Annotated in this window: 20 protein-coding genes; 8 read left to right on the forward strand and 12 right to left on the reverse strand. The window is 73.2% G+C overall.

Translation table 11 applies throughout. From position 1 onward, the window contains the following. The first annotated feature begins 89 nt into the window (after positions 1-89). On the forward strand, positions 90-941 hold the full coding sequence (locus tag ACFLFB_RS14685; RefSeq protein WP_392542921.1) for a serine protein kinase RIO: 852 nt from the start codon (positions 90-92) through the stop codon (positions 939-941). A gap of 81 nt (positions 942-1,022) precedes the next feature. On the opposite strand, the gene ACFLFB_RS14690 is transcribed toward ACFLFB_RS14685, so the two are convergent. Continuing rightward, a complete protein-coding gene (locus ACFLFB_RS14690; RefSeq protein ID WP_392542922.1) occupies positions 1,023-2,645 on the reverse strand; it encodes a M28 family peptidase in 1,623 nt (540 codons plus the stop codon). Between the two features lie 164 nt (positions 2,646-2,809). Next, positions 2,810-4,420: a M28 family metallopeptidase gene (locus tag ACFLFB_RS14695; protein ID WP_392542923.1), complete on the reverse strand. Its 1,611-nt coding sequence runs from the start codon at positions 4,418-4,420 to the stop codon at positions 2,810-2,812. A gap of 111 nt (positions 4,421-4,531) precedes the next feature. On the opposite strand from ACFLFB_RS14695, the gene ACFLFB_RS14700 reads away from it, so the two are divergent. Continuing rightward, positions 4,532-5,569, forward strand: coding sequence for a Gfo/Idh/MocA family protein (locus ACFLFB_RS14700; RefSeq protein ID WP_392542924.1), 1,038 nt, complete (start codon positions 4,532-4,534; stop codon positions 5,567-5,569). A gap of 63 nt (positions 5,570-5,632) precedes the next feature. After that, positions 5,633-6,655, forward strand: a complete 1,023-nt coding sequence (locus tag ACFLFB_RS14705) for a DUF6081 family protein (protein WP_392542925.1) — start codon at positions 5,633-5,635, stop codon at positions 6,653-6,655. Positions 6,656-6,673: 18 nt separating this feature from the next. Here the strand turns inward: ACFLFB_RS14705 and ACFLFB_RS14710 are convergent, their stop codons facing one another. The 3 genes from ACFLFB_RS14710 to ACFLFB_RS14720 form a co-directional block, all read right to left on the reverse strand. Next, the gene (locus tag ACFLFB_RS14710; RefSeq protein WP_392542926.1) at positions 6,674-7,507 is read right to left on the reverse strand and encodes a peptidoglycan-binding protein; all 834 of its coding nucleotides are present in this window, start codon (positions 7,505-7,507) and stop codon (positions 6,674-6,676) included. A gap of 157 nt (positions 7,508-7,664) precedes the next feature. Next, complete coding sequence (locus ACFLFB_RS14715; RefSeq protein WP_392542927.1) at positions 7,665-8,531, reverse strand: HpcH/HpaI aldolase/citrate lyase family protein; 867 nt, start codon at positions 8,529-8,531, stop codon at positions 7,665-7,667. Continuing rightward, positions 8,528-9,586, reverse strand: a complete 1,059-nt coding sequence (locus tag ACFLFB_RS14720; RefSeq protein ID WP_392542928.1) for an HpcH/HpaI aldolase/citrate lyase family protein — start codon at positions 9,584-9,586, stop codon at positions 8,528-8,530. Before ACFLFB_RS14720 ends, ACFLFB_RS14715 begins: the two co-directional genes overlap by 4 nt. 80 nt (positions 9,587-9,666) lie before the next feature. Here ACFLFB_RS14720 and ACFLFB_RS14725 point away from each other — a divergent pair, with 80 nt between their 5' ends. The 4 genes from ACFLFB_RS14725 to ACFLFB_RS14740 are packed head-to-tail and all read left to right on the forward strand — an operon-like array spanning position 9,667 to position 13,254. Further along, positions 9,667-10,251, forward strand: coding sequence for a hypothetical protein (locus tag ACFLFB_RS14725; protein ID WP_392542929.1), 585 nt, complete (start codon positions 9,667-9,669; stop codon positions 10,249-10,251). Further along, positions 10,248-11,549, forward strand: a complete 1,302-nt coding sequence (locus ACFLFB_RS14730) for a magnesium transporter MgtE N-terminal domain-containing protein (RefSeq protein ID WP_392542930.1) — start codon at positions 10,248-10,250, stop codon at positions 11,547-11,549. The genes ACFLFB_RS14725 and ACFLFB_RS14730 overlap by 4 nt, the downstream gene beginning before the upstream one ends. After that, positions 11,542-12,111 carry a DUF1003 domain-containing protein gene (locus ACFLFB_RS14735; protein ID WP_392542931.1) on the forward strand — a complete coding sequence of 190 codons (570 nt, stop codon included), beginning with the start codon at positions 11,542-11,544 and terminating at the stop codon, positions 12,109-12,111. The genes ACFLFB_RS14730 and ACFLFB_RS14735 overlap by 8 nt, the downstream gene beginning before the upstream one ends. A gap of 9 nt (positions 12,112-12,120) precedes the next feature. Next, the gene (locus ACFLFB_RS14740) at positions 12,121-13,254 is read left to right on the forward strand and encodes an Mrp/NBP35 family ATP-binding protein (RefSeq protein ID WP_392542932.1); all 1,134 of its coding nucleotides are present in this window, start codon (positions 12,121-12,123) and stop codon (positions 13,252-13,254) included. A 21-nt stretch (positions 13,255-13,275) separates the two neighbouring features. Here the strand turns inward: ACFLFB_RS14740 and ACFLFB_RS14745 are convergent, their stop codons facing one another. From ACFLFB_RS14745 to sigE, 4 genes are read right to left on the reverse strand one after another with little or no spacing between them, the layout of a single operon-like run. Continuing rightward, positions 13,276-13,731 (reverse strand): Sec-independent protein translocase subunit TatB, encoded by a 456-nt coding sequence (locus tag ACFLFB_RS14745; protein WP_392542933.1) that lies wholly within the window; start codon positions 13,729-13,731, stop codon positions 13,276-13,278. Between the two features lie 24 nt (positions 13,732-13,755). Further along, entirely contained in the window at positions 13,756-15,105 is a 1,350-nt protein-coding gene (locus ACFLFB_RS14750) for a S1C family serine protease (protein WP_392542934.1), read from the reverse strand. Continuing rightward, the gene (locus tag ACFLFB_RS14755) at positions 15,102-15,665 is read right to left on the reverse strand and encodes a hypothetical protein (RefSeq protein ID WP_392542935.1); all 564 of its coding nucleotides are present in this window, start codon (positions 15,663-15,665) and stop codon (positions 15,102-15,104) included. Before ACFLFB_RS14755 ends, ACFLFB_RS14750 begins: the two co-directional genes overlap by 4 nt. Continuing rightward, positions 15,662-16,279 (reverse strand): RNA polymerase sigma factor SigE, encoded by a 618-nt coding sequence (gene sigE, locus ACFLFB_RS14760; RefSeq protein WP_392542936.1) that lies wholly within the window; start codon positions 16,277-16,279, stop codon positions 15,662-15,664. The genes ACFLFB_RS14755 and sigE overlap by 4 nt, the downstream gene beginning before the upstream one ends. 136 nt (positions 16,280-16,415) lie before the next feature. Here sigE and ACFLFB_RS14765 point away from each other — a divergent pair, with 136 nt between their 5' ends. Continuing rightward, the gene (locus ACFLFB_RS14765) at positions 16,416-17,051 is read left to right on the forward strand and encodes an O-methyltransferase (protein WP_392542937.1); all 636 of its coding nucleotides are present in this window, start codon (positions 16,416-16,418) and stop codon (positions 17,049-17,051) included. Positions 17,052-17,054: 3 nt separating this feature from the next. On the opposite strand, the gene ACFLFB_RS14770 is transcribed toward ACFLFB_RS14765, so the two are convergent. From ACFLFB_RS14770 to ACFLFB_RS14780, 3 genes are all read right to left on the reverse strand, one after another. Beyond that, a complete protein-coding gene (locus tag ACFLFB_RS14770) occupies positions 17,055-17,411 on the reverse strand; it encodes a hypothetical protein (RefSeq protein ID WP_392542938.1) in 357 nt (118 codons plus the stop codon). Then, on the reverse strand, positions 17,411-18,925 hold the full coding sequence (locus ACFLFB_RS14775) for a leucyl aminopeptidase family protein (protein WP_392542939.1): 1,515 nt from the start codon (positions 18,923-18,925) through the stop codon (positions 17,411-17,413). The genes ACFLFB_RS14770 and ACFLFB_RS14775 overlap by 1 nt, the downstream gene beginning before the upstream one ends. Positions 18,926-19,002: 77 nt before the next feature. Further along, positions 19,003-19,176: a DUF3117 domain-containing protein gene (locus ACFLFB_RS14780; protein ID WP_327444866.1), complete on the reverse strand. Its 174-nt coding sequence runs from the start codon at positions 19,174-19,176 to the stop codon at positions 19,003-19,005. Between the last annotated feature and the right edge of the window lie 82 nt (positions 19,177-19,258).

Raw genomic sequence — 19,258 nt, forward strand, 5'->3', positions numbered from 1 at the left:
TCCGCACCGATGAAGGAGGGCCGTGATGTCGACGACCGTCGCGGGTTCCACCGAGCCCACCACCCCCTTCACCGACCTGGAGCACCGCAGTGGCACACCAGCCGTTCCACCTTCCCGAGAAGCAGGCCCGCTTCTCCACCGACACCTCACCTGACGCTCCGCCCGAGGGCGAGCGCTGGTCCACCTGGGACGTCTCGACCCACGGACCGAAACCGCGCCCGGACTGGGTGCTGACCGAGCTCGCCGCGGTCGAGTCCGACCTCGGCGTGCTCAAGACGGGCAAGGAGGCCGACGTCCACGTCGTCCGCCGCTGGATCCCGGACACCGACCGGGTGAGCACGATGGCCGCCAAGCGCTACCGCAACGGCGACCACCGGCTCTTCCACCGCGACGCCGGCTACCTCGAGGGGCGCCGGGTCCGACGCAGCCGCGAGCTGCGGGCCATGACCCGCCGCACCGACTTCGGCAAGCAGGTCATCGCGGGCCAGTGGGCCGCAGCCGAGTTCGCCGCCCTGGGCCGGCTCTGGGAGCTCGGCCTCCCGGTGCCCTACCCCGTGCAGCTCGACGAGAGCGAGATGCTCATGGAGTTCGTCGGGACGACGGGGAGCACCCCGGTGGCAGCGCCCCGGCTCGTCTCCACCCGGCCCGAACCCGCCCTGCTGGCAGACCTGTTCGAGCAGCTGCGCGCGACGATGCTCACCCTCGCGCACCACGGCTGGACGCACGGCGACCTGTCGCCGTACAACGTCCTCCTCCACGAGGAGCGGCTCGTCCTCATCGACTGGCCGCAGGTCGTCGACGTCATCGGCAACCCGCGCGGGTTCGAGTTCCTCGAGCGCGACGCGACGACGATGGTGACGTGGTTCCAGCGCAAGGGGCTCGAGGTCGACGCCGGCGAGCTCGTCGGCGACCTGGTGGCCGAGGCCACGGCCCGGTTCTGAGCGCGGTCCCGCTGGGACGGGACAGGCCCCGGGGCGGGAGCGCCGACTGCGCTCACGCCCCGGGTTCCGGTGTCGCGGCGGTCAGTCCGCGCTCTGGTGGTCGTGGTCGGGGGCGAGCCCGCCCGCGTCACCGTTGATGAGCCCGCGGGGGCCGGCGGGTGCCGGGAGCGGGAACTTCCCGGGGACCGGCGCACCGGCCACCCCGTTGACCGACTGGGTCGAGTAGGCGTACGTGAGCACCGCCGCCGCGATGACGTCGGAGTTCACGTCGAGGGCCGTGGTCGACAGGTTGGCGATGGTGTCGCAGGCGAGGTGGTAGCACGGGTCGTACTGCGCACCCGCCGTACCTCCCCAGACCGCCTGCTGCGCAGCCGTCTTCGGCACCTCGGCCCCGGTGAAGAGGCCACCGGCCGGGATGTCGCTCTGGATGAACGCCTGGTAGTCGCTGCGGCCGCTGAACTGCGCGTCGTCGTACGGCTGGCCCAGCTTGGTGTAGAGACGCTCGAACAGCTTCTCGATGGCGACCGAGCCGTCCGGGATCGCCACTCCTGCAGGCGCGTTCCACCCGGACTCGTCACCGTCGTAGGTCATGAGGATGTAGTTCGGCGACGCGACCATGTCGAAGTTGAGGTAGAGCGCGATGCGGTCCTTCTCCGCCTGGCTCAGCTCGTCGACGTAGGCGTCCGACCCGAGCAGGCCGCTCTCCTCGGCACCCCACCACGCGAGGCGCACGGTGTTCACCGGCTCGAGCTTCTTGATCGTCTGGGCGAGCTCGAGCAGCGCGGAGCTGCCGCTGCCGTTGTCGTTGATGCCGGGTCCGGCCTGCACGGAGTCGAGGTGGGCGCCCGCCATGACGACGTTGGCGTCGTTGTCGCCGGTCAGCTCGGCGATGACGTTCTTCTGCGGTCGGTTCTCGGGCGGGTCGACCTGGATCCGGGCCCTCGACCCGGCCTGGGCCAGCGCCGCACCGTCGGCGAAGCTCGCCCCCACGACGGGGATGGTCAGGGGCTGCTGGTTGATGCCGAACAGCGTGCCCGTGATCAGGCCCTCGCGAAGCGGGGTGTTGCCCTGGTTGAAGATGATGACGGCCGAGGCCCCTGCGGCCTGGGCGTTGATGGCCTTGACGCCGAACTCGCACGTCCCGCGCTGGATGAGGGCGATGTTGCCCACGGGGAAGCCCGCGAAGTCGCCGGCCTCGCAGCCGCTGTTGACGGGCTCCCGAGGAGGGGTGAGGTTGATGTCCACCGGCGTGACCGCACCGGTGACGATGCCGTAGCCGGTCCCGGTGAACACCCCGGTCTGGAGCACGGCGGAGACGGGGGCCACCTGCTGGAGCTGGGCGGGTGGCACGAAGACGAAGGGGAACTCGTCGATCGTCACGTGCCAGCCCGCGGCCTCCAGGGTGCCCACGACGTAGTCGACGCTCGCCTCGTAGCCCGGGGTGCCCGCCGCGCGGGTCCCGCCGTTCGCGTTCGCGATGGCCTGGAGCGCCTGCTCGTGCTCGAGGACCCCCTGGACCGTGACGCAGTCGAGGACGTTCTGGTAGGTGACGTTGGCCCGCGTGTCGCAGAGCTTCGCGCCCGGGGGCTTCGCGGCCGCCGTGAGGGCGCCACCTGCGGGGAGCAGGGCCAGGGTCGTGACGGCGACCGCGCCGGCGACCGCCGTGGCCCTCCGTCCTCGTCGTGCGAGCGCAGATCGGTTCATCGTCTCCCTTTCGCCGGGGCCCCGGTCGCTCCCGAGGTCGGCCCGAGCCTAGGAGCCACCTGTGCGTTTGCGAATGGCTCGAAATGACTACCCGGGCTTGCCGGACACGGCTCGGGGCGGGGGTGCTGGTCGCACCCCCGCCCCGGAACCTGCTGCTGCTCAGGTCAGCTGACGTCTCCCACGTGGTCGTGGTCGTGCGCGAGGCCGCCACCACCGGGGAGGTTGACGGTCTTGCGCGGGCCGGCCGGCGCCGGGAGCGTGTAGCTACCCGGGACCTTGGTGCCCTTGACCCCGTTCACCGACTCCGTGGAGTAGGCGTAGGTGAGCACGGCGGCCGAGATGACGTCGGAGTTCACGTCGAGGGCGTCGAGCGCGAGGTTGTCGATGTCGTCGCAGGTCTGGTGGTAGCACGGGTCGTAGGACTGACCCGCGGTGCCGCCCCAGATCTGGGCCTGCTGGGCCGTCTTGACGACCTCCGCACCGGTGAAGAGCCCACCGGCGGGGATGCCGTTGTTGATGAAGGCCTGGTAGTCGCTGCGGCCACTGAACTGGGCGTCGTCGTAGGGCACGCCCTTCTTCGTGTACAGGCTCTCGAAGAGGCCCTCGATCTGCTTGGAGCCCTCGGGGATCGGGACCCCGGCGGGGGCGGCCCAGCTCGACTCGTTGCCGTCGTAGATCATGAAGATGTAGTTCGGCGAGCCGACCATGTCGAAGTTCAGGTAGAGCGCGATCCGGTCCTTCTCGGCCTGGCTCAGGCCGGCGACGTACTGGGTGGACCCGATGAGCCCGCTCTCCTCAGCACCCCACCACGCGAGACGGATGGTGTTCTGCGGCTTGAGCTTGCGCACGTTCTCGGCCAGCTCGAGCAGGGCGGAGGACCCGCTGCCGTTGTCGTTGATCCCCGGACCGGCCTGGACCGAGTCGAGGTGCGCGCCGGCCATCACGACGTTGTCGTCGTTGACGCCCTTGAGCTCGGCGATGACGTTCTCCTGCGGCCGCGACTCGGGCTGCGGCACGAACACGCGGGCGGTGGAGCCGGCCTGCGAGAGCGCGACGCCGCTGAGGTAGCTGGTGCCCACCACGGGGATGTCGACGACGTCGGCGCCACCGAGGGTCGGGTTCACCGCGTCGTTGCGGTCGGGCGCTGCGGTGTTGCCCTGGTTCATGATGACGACGGCCGACGCGCCCGCCGCCTCGGCGTTGAGGGCCTTGTCGGCGAAGGGGCACGTCCCGCGCTGGACGAGCGCGATGTTCCCCGCGACGAACCCGGCGAAGTCCGCGGCCTCGCAGCCGCTGGTCGAGGCGTTGCCCAGACCCAGCTTGAGGTCGACGGCCTGCACGGCCGCGGTGACGTCGCCGTACCCGGTGCCGGTGGCGGGGTTGTTGGCGTAGTTGGCCTGGACCGGTGAGTTCTGGCGCAGGATCGACGGGCCCACGTAGGTGAACGGGAAGGTCTCGGTACGCACCTGCCAGCCGGCGGCCTTGAGCGTGTCGACGACGTAGTCGACGCTGGCGTCGTAGCCGGGCAGCCCGGCGGCGCGGTTGCCACCGTTGGCGTCGGCGATGGCCTGCAGCGCCTTCTCGTGGGCGAGCACGCCGTCGACCGTGACGCACTCGAGGAGCTTGTCGTAGGTGATGTTCGCCCGCGACTCACAGCCCTGCGCGGAGGTCGCCGCGACGGCGGCACCCACGGGCAGGGTGGAGAGGGCGAGCGCGGCGACGGCGGCCAGGCCCGTCGTCCTCCGGCGCGGTGGGAGCAGTGCTGAGCGTTCCATCGATGTCCCTTCTGACGAGCCGGAGGTCCTCGCGGCTGTCCGGAGCCTATGGGTTTGCTGTGCCCCGAGGTCGTCCGAGGTACAGCCCACTTTCGGCCCTACGCTTCGGTGGTGCCTCCTCTCCTCGCCGCCCCCGCCGTTCCCGACCCGATGGACGCGCCGCCCGTGCGGTGGGGGGTGCTCGGCCCCGGTGGGATCGCGACGACCTTCGCCGAGGCCGTCCACCACGGCACTCGCTCGAGCGTCGTCGCGGTCGGCTCGCGCTCGGCGGAACGTGCCGCGGCGTTCGCCGAGCGGCACGGGGTGGCCCGCGCCCACGGGTCGTACGAGGACCTCGTGGCCGACCCGGACGTCGACGCGGTGTACGTGGCGAGCCCGCACAGCGAGCACCGCGACCACGCCCTGCTCGCGCTGCGGGCCGGCAAGCCCGTCCTGGTCGAGAAAGCCTTCACCCGCAGCCTGGCCGAGGCCGACGAGGTGCTCGCCGGGGCGGAGTCCCGCGGCCTGCTCGCGGCCGAGGCCATGTGGAGCCGCTACCTCCCGTCCTACGACGTCATCCGTCGGACCATCGACGCCGGCACGCTCGGCGAGGTCGTCGTCGTCGACGCCGACCACGCCCAGCTCCTGTGGCCGGACGGCCCGGAGCGGCTGGCCCGCCCCGAGCTCGCCGGAGGGGCCCTGCTCGACCTCGGCGTCTACCCGGTCGCCTTCGCCGACCACGTGCTCGGTGGCCTCGACGCGGTGCGCGCCTCCGGGACCCTGAGCGAGCTCGGCGTCGACGTCACGACCACGGTCTCGGCGCGCGGCCCCGGCGGCGGCATCGCCCAGCTCTGGTGCTCGATGGCCGCGGCCACCTCGTGCACGGCCCGGGTCGTCGGCAGTGCCGCCCGCCTCGAGCTCGACGAGGGCGGCAGCTTCTACGGCTCCGCGTGCCACGTGCGCCTCGTCGGGCCGGACGGGACCGTGCTCGACGAGTGGGCGCCCGAGGTGACCGACCACGGGTTCCGGTACCAGGTCGCCGAGGTGGCCCGGGCCCTCGAGGCCGGGCGCACGCAGACGTGGTCGGTGCCGTGGGAGGCGACCCGGCGCGTCCTGGCCGCGATGGACGAGGTCCGCCGCCAGGTCGGGGTGGTCTACCCCGGCGAGTGAGCGCCCCGCATGGCTCGACCGGGCCATTGTCACGGCGCTGCGACGCGGCGAGCATGGTGGCCCATGCGCCCCACCCACCGCCGAGTGCTGGGGGCCGCCGCGCTCCTCGCCACCGCCGCCGCCACCGTCCTCGCGACCCCGGCCGAGGCCGGCCGACGCGCGGTCACCACCACCGTCTACGACACCTTCGACGGTGACGCCGCCGCCTACGCCGCGAGGTGGGACACCCCGTACGGCGCGGGCGAGATGGCCGTGAACGACACCCGCGCCCACGACGGGTCCACGTTCTCGCTGTCCGCGCTCCCCTTCGCGACCGGGTACGACTTCAGCGTGTTCGACCACATCAAGTACCTGGGCGTGAGCAGGACGCCGTTCACGGTGCCGGAGAAGGGCTCGGTCACCTTCTCGCTGACCATCGACGCCGAGACCGTGGGCACGCAGCCCGGCGGCCGCGTCATCCACGGCGTGTACGGCCCACCCGGGTGCGCGGACACCCCGGCGTGCGCCGCCACGGCCGTGCCGTGGCAGGCCACGGCCCTGGAGGGCCAGCAGGCCGGCGCCACCTTGCACATGATCGACTTCCGCACCGGGCAGCTGTTCGACTGGTTCGTGTCCGGCAGCACCGCGTTCGCCCTCGTCGAGCGGCTGCCGGCGACCGTCATCGGCTCACCCGACGGCGGGACGCGCGACACGATGTACACCCAGATCGTCAAGGAGGTCCCGGTCGGGCCCGGCCCGCACCGCGTCTCCATCACGTTCTCCCGCGACCCCGGGTCGTCGTCGGTCGACTTCGTCCTCGACGGCAAGCGCGTCGCGCGGGTGGGCAAGGTCGGGGTGCCGCTCGACGTGCAGAAGGTGCCGTACACGGGCATCTACCCCTCCATCGGGAAGGGCGAGCGCCTCGACGACCGGGTCGACTCGGTCTTCATCGGGCACGGCCTGTTCAGCCTGCTCGACGCGTTCCCCTTCCAGCACCCCGACGCCCCCGAGCTGAGCGTCTCCGTGCCGATGTCGGAGCGGCTGTTCGGTCAGGGCGCCGGAGCGTCGTTCGACGACATGGTGGTCACGGTCGACGACCGCGGCTGAGGAGGCGCCGGGTCGGCGTCAGTGGACGAGGACCCGGCTCCCGATCGGCATGAGGTCGGCAGCCCAGATCATGTTGATGGCGGCGTTCGCCAGCCGGGCGCACCCGTGCGAGGCGGCGTACGGCGGGATGTTCGGGGACCCGTGCACGGCGATGCCGCGGTTGAAGAACCGGGGCCGCCACAGCTCACCGAGCGAGTTGGTGAGCGGGCCGTCGACGGCGCGGTACACGGTGTAGCTGCCCTCGGGCGTCGTGGCGATGGCGCGGTTGCCCTTGGTGGAGGTGTACTCCTCACCGTTGCCCGTGGACGTGTTCAGCGCCATGCGCACCCGGCCGTCACGGACCACGAGGAGCAGCTGGCGGTCGAGGTCGATCTCGACGCCGTCACCGGAGAGCTTGGCCCGGGGGCGCACTCCGTTCTCGAGCGCGCGCTTGGTGCGCGGGCCGACGATGCCGTCGCGGGAGAGGCCGGCGGCCTTCTGGAGGGCGAAGACGGCCTGCTGGGTGAGCGAGCCGAACGACCCGTCGGGGGTTCCGAGCCAGTACCCGAGCTCGGAGAGCCGCTTCTGCACCGCGAGGACCTTCTCGCCCTGGTCGCCGTAGCGCAGCGAGGTGCGCGGCTTGACCGTTGTCGTCGGTGAGGGCGTGGGGGTCGGCGTCGGGGCGGGGGTGCTGACCGTGGGGGTCGGGGTGGGAGTGGGGGTCTCGCTGGGCGTGACCGTGGGCTCCGGCTCGAGGGTGGGCTCGACGGTGGGCTCCGGGGTGGGAGCAGCAGCGACCGGGGACTCCTGGCCCGCGGACCACTGCGGGACGTAGCCGCAGCCGGCCAGCAGCGTGGCGGCGGTGGCCAGCACGACCAGTCCTGCCGACGTGCGCGCCCGCGTCGCCGTCCACCCCATGTCCGCTCCCGCGCTCGGCCTCACCGTCCGTCGACCACGGCCCGGCGATCCATGAGACGACACGATCGACGCCGCGGCAAATCGGCGCGCGCTGCCGTGACCGAATCGTGGTCTACGCGCGCGCCTGCACGGCCTCGTGCGTGGCCAGCACCTTGCGCGCCGACTCGACGTGCAGCAGCTCGACCATCCGGCCCTCGTGGACGACCACACCGGCCCCGGCCGCGCCCTCCCACGCCGTGAGGATGCCGCGCGCCTGCTCGACCTCCTCCGCCGACGGGGCGAAGACCGCGTTGCAGAGCTCGACCTGCCCCGGGTGGACGAGGGTCTTGCCGTCGAAGCCGAGGTCGCGGCCCTGCCGGCACTCGTCCTCGAACCCGTCGAGGTCCTTGACGTCGTTCCACACGCCGTCCAGGACGGCGACCCCGGCCCGCCGCGCGGCGAGGACGGTGAGCGAGAGGGAGGTCAGCAGCGGCAGGCGGCCGGGGACCTGCCGGACCCCGAGCTCCTTGACGAGGTCGTTCGTCCCCATGACGAGGACCGCGAGGCGGTCGGAGGCCGAGGCGACGGCCGCGACGTCGAGGACGGCGGTGGGGGTCTCGACCATGGCCCAGAGCCGGGTGTGGTCGGGGGCGCCGTGCCGCTCCATCGCGGCGACGACGGCGTGGACCGCGTCGGCGGAGTCGACCTTGGGGACGACCACGGCGTCGGGGCCGGCCGCGCAGGCGGCAGCGAGGTCGGCGTCGTGCCACTGGGTGCCGGCGCCGTTGACGCGGATCGTCACCTCGCGGTGGCCGTACTCTCCGGACCGGGCTGCGGCACAGGCGTTCTCGCGCGCCGACTCCTTGTGGTCGGGACCGACCGCGTCCTCGAGGTCGAGGATGAGGCCGTCGACCGGCAGGGTCTTCGCCTTCTCCAGGGCCCGCTCGTTGCTCGCGGGCATGTAGAGGACGGACCGGCGCGGTCGCAGGACGTCGCTCACGCCTGCTCCCCCGCGCCGGCGTAGAGCTCGGCGAGCTCGGGGTCGTTGGCGGACAGGCGCTCGGCGAGCTCGAGGACGACGAAGCACTGCTTGAGGCTCGCGTCGTCCTCCATCTTCCCGTCGAGCATCACCGCACCGGTGCCGTCGCCCATCGCGTCCCTGACGCGGCGGGCGTGCGCGACGTCCTCGGCGCTCGGGCTGAAGACCGTCTTGGCGATGGCGATCTGCGCGGGGTGCAGCGACCAGGCGCCGACGCAGCCGAGGAGGAAGGCGTTGCGGAACTGGTCCTCGCAGGCGAGGGTGTCGGCGATGTCCCCGAAGGGGCCGTAGTACGGGAAGATCCCGTGCATCGCGCAGGCGTCGACCATCCGGGCGATCGTGTAGTGCCAGAGGTCCTGCTGGTAGACGGCGCGCTCGGCGTCGCCGCTCGGGTCCTGCCGCACGAGGTAGCCGGGGTGCCCGCCCCCGACGCGGGTCGTCTTCATCCGGCGGTCGGCGGCGAGGTCGGCCGGGCCGAGGCTGATGCCCTGCATCCGCGGGCTGGCGCCGGCGATCTCCTCGACGTTCGCGACACCGCGGGCCGTCTCGAGGATGGCGTGGACGAGGACCGGGCGGGTCAGCCCCGCCTTCGCCTCCAGCTGGGCGAGCAGGCGGTCGACGTAGTGGATGTCCTCGGGGCCCTGCACCTTGGGGACCATGACGACGTCCAGCCGGTCGCCGATCTCGGTGACGAGGGTGGTGAGGTCGTCGAGCGCCCACGGGCTGTCGAGGGCGTTGACCCGGGTCCAGAGCTGCGTGTGCTCGCCGAGGTCGGTCGCCTTGGCGATGTCGACGAGACCGGCGCGGGCGGCCTCCTTGTTCTCGGCCTTCACCGCGTCCTCGAGGTTGCCGAGGAGGACGTCGACCGTGCCCACGAGCTGCGGCACCTTCGCCGCCATCTTCGGGTTGCTCGGGTCGAAGAAGTGGATCATCCGGCTGGGCCGGGCCGGCACCTCGCGCAGCGGGGCGGGTGCCCCGACCGCGAGGGGGGCGAAGAAGTCCTTGGCGCTGCGCATGTCGCGGACGCTAGCAGCGCAGGTGGCGAGGCTGCGGTGAGCCAGTTCACGGTGTGACGGACAACGCGTAGCCTCGGGCCATGAGCGAGGAGGCGACGACGGAGCCGACGCTGGAGGCGCCGCGGCCGGTCGACGTCACCCGGCTCGTCCACGAGGCGATGAGCAAGTCCGGCCTGCTCTGGGTGAAGGTCGCCGGGGGCGGCACCCACCCCGTCTGGCACGTGTGGCACGACGACGAGGACCCGCGCGGCACCGGTCCGGCGGTCTACGTCGTGTCCGGCCCCGGCGAGCAGTCGCTGCCGTGGCTGCCCGACGAGGTCGAGCTCATCCTGCGGAGCAAGGACAGCGGCGGTAGGCTGCTGTCGCTGCACGCCCAGGTCACCGAGCTGTCCCCCGAGGACGAGGCCTGGGACGCCGCCGTCGAGGTGCTGCGGCCCGAGCGGCTCAACGCCGTCGGTGACGTCGCGCAGCGGTGGGCGCAGTCGTGCACCATCCACGTCCTGCGCCCGCACGGTCGACTCGTCGAGGGGCCCGGTGCCTACGGCGACGGCTCCGGTGCCGAGCCGGTGCACCCCGCCGGCCCGGCGACCGCGCGCTGGCGCCCGTGGCACTGGCACGGGAGGTCCCGGGGTCGGGGCGCCCGCCCCGATAGCCTGTCGGGGTGAGCACGCCGACCCGCGCCTTCGTCGGCCGACTGACCGAGCTCAACGTCTTCGACCCGCTCGGTGACCAGGTCGGTCGTGTCCGCGACGTCGTCGTCACCTTCAACGTCTCGCGCAACCGCCCCCGCGTCATCGGCCTCGTCGTCGAGGTCGCCGGACGACGCCGCGTGTTCGTCCCGATGACGCGGGTCACCTCCGTCGAGGGTGGCCAGGTCATCACCACCGGCCTGGTGAACATGCGCCGCTTCGAGCAGCGCGGCAACGAGACCCTCGTCGTCGCCGAGCTCTTCGAGCGCCCCGTGCGGGTGCGCACCGAGGAGGGCGAGGTCGTCGACGCCACCGTCGAGGACATCGGCATCGAGCAGAGTGGCAGCCGCGGCTGGAGCGTGGCGCGCGCCTACGTCCGCACCGGCTTCGGCCGCCCCCGCAGTGGCCTCCCCCGGCTCGGCCGCCGTCGCGGCGAGACCCTGCTCGTCTCCATCGAGGACGTCACCGGGCTGCGCGACTCCACCGGCGGCCAGAGCGCCGCCCGCCTCCTCGAGGCCTACGAGGACCTCAAGCCCGCCGACCTCGCCGAGGTCATCCACGACCTCAACCCGCAGCGCCGGGCCGAGGTCGCCGCGGCGCTGGACGACGAGCGGCTCGCCGACGTCATCGAGGAGCTGCCCGAGGACGACCAGGTCGAGATCCTCGCCGGCCTCGAGGTCGCCCGCGCCGCCGACGTCCTCGAGGCGATGGAGCCCGACGACGCCGCCGACCTCCTCGCCGAGCTCCCGAAGGAGCGCCAGGAGGAGCTGCTCCAGAAGATGGACGCCGACGAGGCGGCCGACCTGCGCCGCCTGCTCACCTACGACGAGAACACCGCCGGTGGTCTGATGACGACCGAGCCGGTCATCCTCGGCCCGGAGGCCTCCATCGCCGAGGCGCTGGCCGTCGTGCGGCGCCAGGAGCTGTCCACCGCGCTCGCCTGCACCGTCTTCGTGTGCCGCTCCCCGCTCGAGACGCCCACGGGCAAGTACCTCGGCATGGTGCACATCCAGCGCCTGCTGCGCGAGCCCCCGCACAACCCGGTGGGTGGCATCCTCGACAAGGACGTCGAGCCCCTGCCGCCGGGCGCCACGCTCGGCCAGGTCACCCGCATGCTCGCGACGTACGACCTCGTGGGGCTGCCGGTGGTCGACGACGAGGGCCACCTGCTCGGCGCGGTCACGGTCGACGACGTGCTCGACCACATCCTTCCCGACGACTGGCGCGAGGACCGCCACGACGTCGTGACCCCCGAGGGGGTCGTCCGTGGCTGAGCGCGAACGCCGCGCCCGCATCGACCAGCCGCGCGAGGGTGGTCGGCGCTGGACCATGCCCAGCGTGCTGACCGAGGAGACCTTCGGCGTCGTCTCGGAGAAGTTCGCGCGGTTCATGGGCACGCCGTACTTCCTCATCGCGATGACGGTCTTCGTCGTCGTGTGGCTCCTGTGGAACACCCTCGCGCCCGAGGGGCTGCGCTTCGACCCCTACGCGTTCATCTTCCTCACCCTGATGCTCAGCCTGCAAGCCTCCTACGCCGCGCCGCTCATCCTCCTGGCGCAGAACCGGCAGGCCGACCGCGACCGGGTGGCCCTGGAGCAGGACCGCTCCCGCGACGAGCGCAACCTCGCCGACACCGAGTTCCTCACCCGTGAGGTCGCCGCCCTGCGCATCGCGATGCGCGACACCGCGACGCGCGACTTCGTGCGCAGCGAGCTGCGCGACCTCCTCGACGAGCTCGAGGAGCGCGGCCTGGTCCTCGTGCGCCGCGAGGACCTCGCGGACCGCGACGAGGCGTCGGTCACGGCCGCGGACGGAAGCACCGACCGGCCGACCTAGACTGGGCCCATGCCCCAGGTTGGTCCCGACGCACTGCACGCTGCCCTCGAGACGGTCATCGACCCCGAGATCCGCAAGCCCGTCACCGAGCTCGGCATGGTCGAGTCCGTGACGTGCGACGACGACGGCCACGTCGCCGTGACGATCCTGCTCACCGTGGCGGCCTGTCCGCTCAAGGACAAGCTCACGGGTGACACGACCGCCGCACTGTCGAAGGTCCCCGGCGTCACCGGCGTCACGGTGACCCTCGGCGTCATGAGCGACGACCAGCGCGGCGAGCTGAAGACCAAGCTGCGTGGCGGCGTCGCCGAGCGCGAGGTCCCCTTCGCCAAGCCCGGCTCGCTCACCCGCGTCTACGCCGTCGCCTCGGGCAAGGGTGGCGTCGGCAAGAGCTCGGTCACCGCCAACCTCGCGGCGTCGATGGCCCAGCAGGGTCTGCGCGTCGGGGTCGTCGACGCCGACATCTACGGCTTCTCGATCCCCCGCATGCTCGGCGTCGAGGGCCGTCCCACCCAGGTCGACGACATGATCCTGCCGCCGATCAGCCACGAGGTGAAGGTCATCTCCATCGGCATGTTCGTGCCCGGCAACCAGCCGGTCGTGTGGCGCGGACCGATGCTGCACCGCGCCCTCCAGCAGTTCCTCGCCGACGTCTTCTGGGGCGACCTCGACGTCCTCCTCCTCGACCTGCCCCCGGGGACCGGCGACATCGCCATCTCCACGGCGCAGCTCATCCCCACGGCCGAGATCCTCGTCGTCACCACCCCGCAGCAGGCCGCGGCCGAGGTCGCCGAGCGCGCCGGCGCCATCGCCCTCCAGACGCACCAGCGGGTCGCCGGCGTCATCGAGAACATGAGCTGGCTCGAGCTGCCCGACGGCACCCGCCAGGAGATCTTCGGCTCCGGCGGCGGCCAGGACGTCGCCGCGTCGCTGACCCGCGCCATCGGCTCCGAGGTCCCGCTGCTCGGCCAGATCCCGCTCGACACCCGGCTGCGGATCGGCGCCGACCAGGGCGTGCCCGTGGTGCTCGGCGAGCCCGACTCCCCCGCGGCCGTCGCGCTGCGCGGCATCGCCAAGGGGCTCGCGACGCGTTCGCGCGGCCTGGCGGGCCGCTCGCTCGGCCTCACCCCCGCCGGCCGCTAGGCGCGGCCTCGCGGATGCGGCCTAGGTCGCGTCGACGTCGTACGGCGTGGGACGCGACGGGTCCCAGTCGCGCACCGACGGCGTGGGCGCCAGGTGGGTGACCTCGGGGACGTCGTCGACCTCGGCCCCGTCGCCACCGGCGTCACCGGCCGAGCCGCCACGGAACTTCGCGGCGTCGCGGACGCCGCCGATCTCGTCGCGGATGGGTGAGAAGGCCTCGTCGAGCGGCTCGACGAGCGCCTCGCGGACGATCCGGCGCGGGTCGTACTGCCGCGGGTCGTACTGGCGCCAGTTGATGTCCTCGTACTCCGGACCGAGCTGGTCCTTGAGCTGGCCCTTGGCGCCCTCGGCCATCACCCGCAGCTTGCGGATGCCCTGCGCGAGCTTGGCCGCGTACTCGGGGAGCTTGTCGGGACCGAGGACGAAGACCGCGATGAGCGCGAGGAGAACGATCTCCCAGCCGTTGACGCCGAACACCGCGTCGACACCGTCCCTTACTCGTCAGTCCTGCGAACCCTGGAGGACCATCGTGACATCCCGCTCGGTGCCACCGCGACGGATGGTCAGGGTGACCTCGTCGTTGACGGCCCGGGCGCGGATGGCGACGATGAGCTCACCGTCGTCGGAGACGGGCTTCCCCTCGAACTTCACGACGATGTCGCCGGGCTTCAGGCCCGCCTTCTCGGCGGGTCCGCCGGGGTTGAGGGCCGGCTGGCCGTTGGGGCCGGTCTCGGCGATCCGCACGCCCTCGCCGTCGTACTGCGTGTCGAGGAAGACGCCGATGACCGGGTGCACGGCCTTGCCGGTGCGGATCAGCTGCTCGGCCGTGGTGCGGACCTGCGCGCTCGGGATGGCGAAGCCGACGCCGATGTTGCCGCTCTGCCCGCTGATGTCGGAGCCGGGGGCGCGGGCGATCGCGCTGTTGACGCCGATGACGCGCCCCTCCATGTCGAGCAGCGGCCCGCCCGAGTTGCCCGGGTTGATGGCCGCGTCGGTCTGGATCGCGTTGATGAAGGACTGGTCGTCGGCGTCGCCGGGGGTGACGGGACGGTCGAGCGCGCTGACGATGCCCGAGGTGACGGTGGAGTCCAGCCCCAGGGGCGCCCCCACCGCGATGACCTCGTCGCCGACGACGACGGCCTTGGAGTCGCCGATGGCGAGCGGGGCGAGGTCGGTGCGCTCGACCTTGACGACCGCGAGGTCGTAGGAGGCGTCGCGGCCGACGATGCGGCCGGGGAGCTGGGTGCCGTTGGCGAGGACGACCGTGATCTTGCCGCCGTCGGCGGCGGTCGCGACGACGTGGTTGTTCGTGACGATGTGGCCCTTGTCGTCGTACACCCAGCCGGAGCCGGTGCCCTGGCCGTCGGCGCCCTCGACCTTGAGGGTCACCACGCTCGGGGTGGCCGTGGCGGCGATGTTCGCGATGGAGCCCTTCGGGCGCTGCGTGGCGCCGGCGCCGGGGCTGGGGAGCGCCGAGGTGGCGCGGGGGCCCGACTCGCGGTCGGCGAGGAGGGCTCCGCCGATGCCGCCGACGAGCCCGGCGACGAGGGCGACGGCCACGGCCACGCCGATGAGGGCGCCCCAGCCGGGACCCCGGCGGGAGGGCTGCGGCTCGGGCGGCGGCCCCGCGGGCGGTGACGCCGGGTACGGGGCGTACGTGGGCACCGGCTGCGTCGGCGCGGAGGAGGTGGCCTCGGGGGCGCCGCCGCCGAGTCGGGCCCAGAGCGGCTCCTCGCGGGCCGGCACCTCCAGAGCCTCTTGGGTCGGCTCGGCTGAGGGGCCGTGCTCAGCGGGACCGCGGCCACCCCACGGGCGCCACTCGTCGCGTCCGGGCTCGTGGTCGCTCGTCATGGGCTCGATTGTGCCCGCTGCGTCCGGTCGGTCCGCACCGAGGTGGTCGCCCGGGTGGTGCGGACGTCGAACCTCGCGGTGACGACGGCCGCCGTGCTGGGGGCGGCGGCGGGGCGCGAGGCCGGGGTCGTCGTGGTCGCCAGCGCGGGCCGGGTGACCCCCGGCGCCCCCATCACGGTGAGGCTCCACGCGGCGGCGGCCGACACGCCAGCGGCGGCCGCGGCGACGACGGTGGCCCGCAGCGGGCTGCGGTGGCACGCGGGCGCCGACGGGGCCAGGAGGGCGAGCGGCTGCGGTCCGGCGACCGGCACGGCGCGCGCCGGCGCCTCCGCGGCCATCGCGCTGCCGAGGGCGAGCAGGGTGGTCCGCAGGTCACCGGGCATCGACGGGGCCCCGGCGAGGGCGGTGCGGATGCGGCGCTCGGAGTCCACGGCGTGCCCGCACACCTGGCACGCGACCAGGTGGCGGTCCCAGTCCCACTGGCGCTCCGCAGGGAGGCGGCCGGCGACGTACTCGCTCAGCTCCGCCCCGAGGCAGCGCACCCGTGGTGACAGGCTCATACGGTTCCCGCGGCGGGACGGCGGACGATGCGCCCACGGGGCGCCTTGGCGGGGGTCGTGGAGGGCTGCGGTGCGCGGTGGGCCAGCGCGTCGCGCAGCTGGGCACGACCGCGGTGGATGCGCGAGCGCACGGTGCCGAGCTTGATCCCGAGGGTGGCCGCGACCTCCTCGTAGGACAGCCCCTCGATGTCGCACAGGACGACGGCGGCGCGGAAGTCGGGCGAGAGGGCGTCGAGCGCGCGCTGGACGTCGTCGTCGAAGTGGGCGTCGTGGTACGCCTGCTCGGGGCCCGGGCCGCGGCCGGGGATCCGCGCGGCGGACTCGTCGGACAGCGCGTCGAAGCGGATCCGCTGCTTGCGGCGCATCTTGTCGAGGAAGACGTTGGTCGTGATGCGGTGCAGCCAGCCCTCGAAGGTGCCGGGCTGGTAGGTGTGCAGCGAGCGGAAGACCCGGACGAAGACGTCCTGGGTGAGGTCCTCGGCGTCGTGGACGTTTCCGGTGAGGCGGTAGGCCAGCCGGTACACCCGCGCGGAGTGCTGCTCGACGACCTCCTCCCACGTGGGCGGCACCCAGCCGGTGGCGTCACCGCGCACCGCGGTGTCCGTCGTCGTCATCGGTTCGTCCTCACCTGGCTGCTCATGTACCCATCGATACGCGTCGTGGCCGTGAATTGTTCCCGGTTTCCCTGAACGTCCGCTGGGAACGGTGTCGGCGCGGCCGGGCACGGCCTTCGCCCCTAGGGTGTGGGGCATGAGCACTCTCAAGCCGGCCAGCTGGTCCTACGCCGAGGAGTTCGTGCCCGAACCCGAGGTCGTCGAGGCCGCGCGGCGCCGTGGCCTCGAGCTCGGTGCGGCGTCCCCGGTGGGCACCGGAGCAGGTGCCGCGCTGCGTCTCCTCGCCGCCGCGGTTCAGGCCCGCCACGTCGTCGAGGTCGGCACGGGGGCCGGCACGTCGGGGCTGTGGCTGCTCGCCGGGATGCCCGACGACGGCGTCCTCACCACCATCGACGTCGCCGCCGAGCACCAGCGCCTCGCCCGCCAGGCGTACGCCGAGGCGGGCTACCCGACCCAGCGCACGCGCGTCATCACCGGCGCGGCGGCCGAGGTCCTCCCCCGGATGACGGACGGCGCCTACGACCTCGTCCTCATCGACGCCGACAAGGACAGCTACCCCACCTACGTCGAGCACGGGGTGCGGCTGCTGCGCCCCGGCGGCGTCCTCGTCCTGGACAACATGCTCTGGCACGACCAGGTCGCCGACCCCGCCGCCCGCGACGCCACCACGACGACGCTGCGCGACCTCGGCAAGACGCTGCGCGACCACGACGGCCTGTTCGCCGCGCTGCTGCCGGTGAGCGACGGCCTCATCGCCGCCGTCAAGCGGTAGCGCTCAGCTGACCGACGGGCCCGCGCCGCGGCGGAAGCCGGCCGGTCCCTCGGCGATGGCGACGACCTCCCACTCCTCGATGGCCGTGGGGGCCGACCCGATGATCGTGCTGCCGGGCGCCTGGGCGGCGCCGGGCTCGAAGCCCTCGCGGAAGACCTTGCGCTCCTGCTCGCTGTCGAAGACGTAGGTCCCCTCGAACCACTCGCGGTCGCGCATCCGCCAGACCTTGAACGCCAGGCCGTCGAGGAACATGAAGCGGGCGATCGAGGTCCCCACGACGTACTCGCGCAGCTGGTCGGCCGCGTCCTCCGGTGCCTGCTCCAGCGACCAGCGCACCGTCAGTCCGTAGCCAGCATTCATCAGCGCATTCCCTCCAGCCACCGCAGCAGCAGTCTCGTCCCGAACCCGGTCGCCCCCTTGGCGGAGATCCCGGCGTCGACGTCCGAGCGGCCCGTCCCGGCGATGTCGAGGTGCGCCCAGCGGCGCGTGCCCACGAACTCGCGCAGGAACAGTGCCGCGATGACGGCGCCACCCCCCACACCGGTGGCGATGTGGTTGAGGTCGGCGACGTCGGAGTCGAGGGCTTGACGGTAGGTGTCGGACAACGGCATCGGCCACAGCGTCTCACCAGTCGAGGCCCCGGCGTCCACGAGCGCGTCGCGCAGGGCGTCGTCGGTGGCGAAGACCGGGGCGGCCACGCGGCCCAGGGCGATGCGCGCGGCGCCGGTCAGCGTGGCGACGTCGACGAGCCACGCGGGGTCGAGCTCGGCGTCGGCGTAGGCGAGGGCGTCGGCCATGACGATGCGACCCTCGGCGTCGGTGTTGCCGATCTCCACCGTGGTCCCGCCGAACTGGGTCACGACGTCGCCGGGCCGGTAGGACGCGCCGCCGACGGCGTTCTCCGCGAGGGCGAGCAGGCCGGTGACGCGCACCGGCACCTCGAGCGAGCGGCAGGCCGCGAGCACGGCCAGCACGATCGCCGCGCCGGACATGTCGGTCTTCATCCCGAGCATGCCGTCGGTCGGCTTGATCTGCAGCCCACCGGTGTCGAACGTGATGCCCTTGCCGACGAGGACGACCCGCGGGGTGCTCGCCGTGGCCCCGGGCGGCTCGTGGTCGAGGCGGACGAGGCGCGGCGGGGTGGCCGAGCCCCCGCCGACGGCGAGCAGGCCGCCGAAGCCGTCGCGGCGCAGCCGCCGCTCGTCCCACACGGTGACCTCGAGGCCCGTGGCGCGGCCGACCGCGCGGGCGCGGGCCGCCATCCAGGCCGGGTTCTTCGTGTTGGAGGGGGTGTGCGCGAGGCCGCGGGCGACGAGCTGGGCGCGCGCGCGGGTCACGGCGCGCGCGACGCCGTCGGCGTCCTGGGTACCGGTGACGACGGCCTCGACCGCGGCCTGCGCACCGGAGGTCGCGCCCTCCGTCGTCCAGCGGGGGGACGCCCACGATCCGAGGACCGCACCCTCGACGTAGGAGGCGAGCCCGGTGCCGACGGTGCCGCCCACGGCGTGGACGGCCCGGGCACTCCCCCGCGTCGCCCGCCCGACGGCGGCGCCGGCCGCGCGCCAGGCGTCGACGGAGCCGTCACCCGTGCCGACGAGGAGGACGCGGCGCACCGCGTGGGCACCCGGCGCGAGCGGGACCGTGGTCACGGTGCCGGCGGTGTCGCGGGGCTCGTGCGTCTCGAGGACCAGGGCGGCGTCGAGGCCGAGGGAGGTGAGGGCGGCGACCGCGGCGCAGCGGCCGTCGTCGCCGGGGGCCAGGGGCGCGACGAGGACGGCACCCTCCGACACGGTGGTCGCGAGCACGTCCTCGAGGCGGTCGGTGACCGACCAGGTGGAGGTGCGGGGGTCGAGGATCACGTCGTCGCGAGGCACCCGGCGACCCTACCCGCGGACGCGACGAGGCCCCCACCGCAACCGGTGGGGGCCTCGTGGTCATCAGCTCTGGGGATCTACTTCAGGCCCTCGCAGTTGTCGATGGCCTGACCGAGCGCGCGCACCTCGTCGGGGGTCATCTCGACGACGAGCCGACCGCCACCCTCGAGGGGCATGCGGAGCACGATGCCGCGACCTTCCTTGGTGACCTCGAGCGGGCCGTCGCCCGTCCTCGGCTTCATTGCCGCCATGGCTGAAATCCCTTCCTCGTCCCGGTCACGGGGGTCTGCACCGCGTGACTCCCGGCGCCGGACGCCGGAGTTGGGCTCCATT

It is taken from the genome of Oryzobacter telluris (assembly GCF_043099285.1).
GTDB classification, from domain to species: Bacteria; Actinomycetota; Actinomycetes; order Actinomycetales; family Dermatophilaceae; genus Oryzobacter; species Oryzobacter telluris.